4 protein-coding genes are annotated in these 2,624 nt (G+C 66.2%); 1 reads left to right on the top strand and 3 read right to left on the bottom strand.

Annotated features, from left to right (window positions below; translation table 11 throughout):
* The 3 genes from ACIPIA_RS13855 to ACIPIA_RS13845 form a co-directional block, all read right to left on the bottom strand.
* The coding region (locus ACIPIA_RS13855; RefSeq protein WP_465246959.1) for a bestrophin-like domain at positions 1–352 on the bottom strand (352 nt) is incomplete at its 3' end.
* Positions 353–466: 114 nt separating this feature from the next.
* Entirely contained in the window at positions 467–1,072 is a 606-nt protein-coding gene (locus ACIPIA_RS13850) for a helix-turn-helix transcriptional regulator (RefSeq protein WP_400510386.1), read from the bottom strand.
* Positions 1,073–1,247: 175 nt separating this feature from the next.
* Positions 1,248–2,021 carry a GntR family transcriptional regulator gene (locus tag ACIPIA_RS13845; RefSeq protein WP_400510384.1) on the bottom strand — a complete coding sequence of 258 codons (774 nt, stop codon included), beginning with the start codon at positions 2,019–2,021 and terminating at the stop codon, positions 1,248–1,250.
* A gap of 59 nt (positions 2,022–2,080) precedes the next feature.
* Here ACIPIA_RS13845 and ACIPIA_RS13840 point away from each other — a divergent pair.
* A partial coding sequence (locus tag ACIPIA_RS13840; RefSeq protein ID WP_400510383.1) for a PfkB family carbohydrate kinase occupies positions 2,081–2,624 on the top strand: 544 nt, incomplete at its 3' end.

Below are 2,624 nucleotides of genomic sequence, written 5' to 3'. Positions count from 1 at the left end.
TCTCGCGCGGCCAGGTGCTGGCAATGACCGCGGCCGTGTAGATGCGCAGATCGAGACGGATCGGGTCGGCCTCACCGCCATAGCTGCGAAGGCACTCGTCGAGCTGGGCGAGTTGGGCTGCGTCGGCGTTGCGATCGCGATAGGCCTTGTCGAAGCTCGCCTTGACGTTCGAGAGCTGCAGGCTGAGCACCAGCGCTGCAAAGGTGACGAGCAGGCTCGTCACCAGCCGCAGCGCCTCCATCGTCCGCTCGGGGAGATGCTCCTCCGACAGCCAGCCGCGCAGCTTCATGCCGAGCACGGCACTGGCGCTCAGCAGCGCGCAGAAGACGAAGGCTGCAACGGTCTCGGTCATGGCCGCGGTCGCTCCCGGCGGATGCGGGCATGCGCACGCTGGCTCAGAGGGCTTGCGATGGCAGGCAGTGTCAATATCCGACGATCAACAGGCCTTGCCGATGGGAGGAGGCGCTCACCGCGCTTCCTCCACATAGGTCGCGACGAAGCGAACGAGCTCGCTCTGGCGGGCTGTTCCGGTCTTGGTGAAGAGGCGCTGGAGATGGGTGCGCGCCGTCGTCGGCGCGATTCCGAGCCGTTTGGCTGCGATGATCGTGTCCAGCCCCTCGACGATCAGGGCAAGCATGCGCTCCTCCGTGCGGGTCAGCCCGCAGGCTTCGCCGACCTCGGCCAGCTTGCGCTCCATCGCGCTCTCCGGATCGTCCACCGTCAGCACGAAGAGATCGATCCCCCCGAGATGCACGGCGTCGATTGCAATCTGCCGCCCGCAGCGCAGCGCGAGTGGCAGCCGCATCTCGCCAGGGGTCCTGCCCGTGCGGCAACGTTTCATCCAGAGCTGGAGCCGTGCCAGGAAATCCTTGTCGGAGGCGGTGAAGCGGTCGCCATCGCCCAGCCCGTCACGGGCGAGCGCAACCGCTCCCCTGTTGCCGAACCGCAGGTTCAAGCCGGCATCGACGACAAAGATCGGCTTCGAGGCCGCCCCCGCGTCGCCCGGGATTTGCTCGTGCGGCGGCATCGGCGCGTAGCCGGCCCTGACGATGCTCGATACATGGAATGACATCGCAATACCCATCCCTGCAATCCTCGGATCGCTGCTCGTCTCGCACGGAGGCGTCCGAATGAGACGCGCCGGTTCCCATTCGTCGCGCCGCAGCGCCCACGGGTTCACAGGCCAGGCGAATTCTTTGGATCGGGATTGGACTGCAATCGATCGACGACAGTCGCGCCCAGCCGCGTCAGACCTTCAGCGTGAGCCGATAGGTATAGGTATCGCCACGGAACAAACCCTCGACATATTCGAGCATGCCGCCATCGACGCAGAAACTGCGCCGCTTGATCAGGAGACAGGGCGCGGGATGTTCGAAGCCGAAGATCGCACATTCCTCGGAGGTCGGCGCCGCTGCCTCGATGCTCTGGTCGCAGCGCACCAGCGGCTGTCCCAGGCCAGCGAGCCTGGCATAGACTGAGCCCGACAGGTCGGCCTGCTCCAGCCCCGGCACGCGACCAAGATTGTACCAGGCGATCTCGCGCGACATCGGGACGCCGTCGCCAGAACGGATACGGGCGAGCTTGAGGAAGGACGTATGGGAGGGTTCGCCGAAGACCGAGGCGATCAGGCGGTCCTTGACCACCCTCCGTTCCAGGATTTGCGAGGATGGCTCCCGGCCGAGCTCGCGCATCTCCTCGGTGAAGCCCTTGAGCCGATCCATGCCGGAATGCAGGCGCGGCCCCGGCCCCTGCACGATCGAGCCCAGCCGCCCTTGTGCGCTCAGCATTTTCCGCTGGCGCAACGCGTTATAGGATCGCTGCACGGTGGTGCGGCTGATGCTGAGCCGTTCGGCGAGCTGACGCTCGGCAGGGAGGGTCGTGCCCGGCGGCAGGATTCCGTCGCCGATCAGCCGCACCAGTTCATTCTCCAGCTGCTGATAGAGCGGCTTGGCGGTGTCGCTGCGCAGTTGCAGGAGTTCCTGGAACGGCGGCTTTGGAATCGGAGGCCTGGATGCTGTCATCGCTTGCATAGTCGTGACACAACCCGCGTAGCAGTTCGTGGATAGGAAAATCAAACCCTATGCTCGACAAGCCCATCTTCGTTCTGGGAAGTTTCGTTCTCGCCTGCACGGCGAAAGTCGGCCGCTTTCCGCGCCCCGGGGAATCGATGGCGGCTCAGCACGTCACCATCGAGCCGGGCGGCAAGGGACTGAACCAGGCCGTCATGGCGCGCCGCCTCGGCGCGGCCGTAGACGGCCTGCTCGCGGTAGGAGACGACCTTGCCGCCTGCTTCGTGGTTCCTGCGCTCCGGCGGGCTGATCTGCCGGAAACGATGATCCTGCCGATCGCAGGAGACACCGGCGCCGGCGTGGGCTTCATCGACGCAGCCGGCGAGACCTGCCTCGCCATCGCTCCGAACGCCAATCTCGCACTCTCCGCGGAGGATGTCCGCGCGCGGGCACGCGCTATCGAAGGCGCCTCGCTGGTCACCGCCCAGTTCGAAGTCGGCGACGATCCCATCCGCGAGGCCTTCGCCCTGGCAGGCCGGGCGGGCGTCCCGACCCTGCTCAACCCCTCTCCCTTTCGGCCAATCCCCGAGGACATACTGGCCGCGACGACGATCC

The sequence above is a fragment of the Allobosea sp. CER48 genome (assembly GCF_044752385.1).
GTDB lineage: Bacteria > Pseudomonadota > Alphaproteobacteria > Rhizobiales > Beijerinckiaceae > Allobosea.
The sequence above is the reverse complement of the archived record's forward strand: the minus strand, read 5'-3'. Positions and strand labels throughout refer to the sequence as shown.

Bases quoted from the DNA above. Each gene is read 5' to 3' on its own strand.
- ACIPIA_RS13850 (WP_400510386.1), bottom strand. From the start codon at position 1,072: ATGTCATTCCATGTATCGAGCATCGTCAGGGCCGGCTACGCGCCGATG.
- ACIPIA_RS13845 (WP_400510384.1), bottom strand. From the start codon at position 2,021: ATGACAGCATCCAGGCCTCCGATTCCAAAGCCGCCGTTCCAGGAACTC.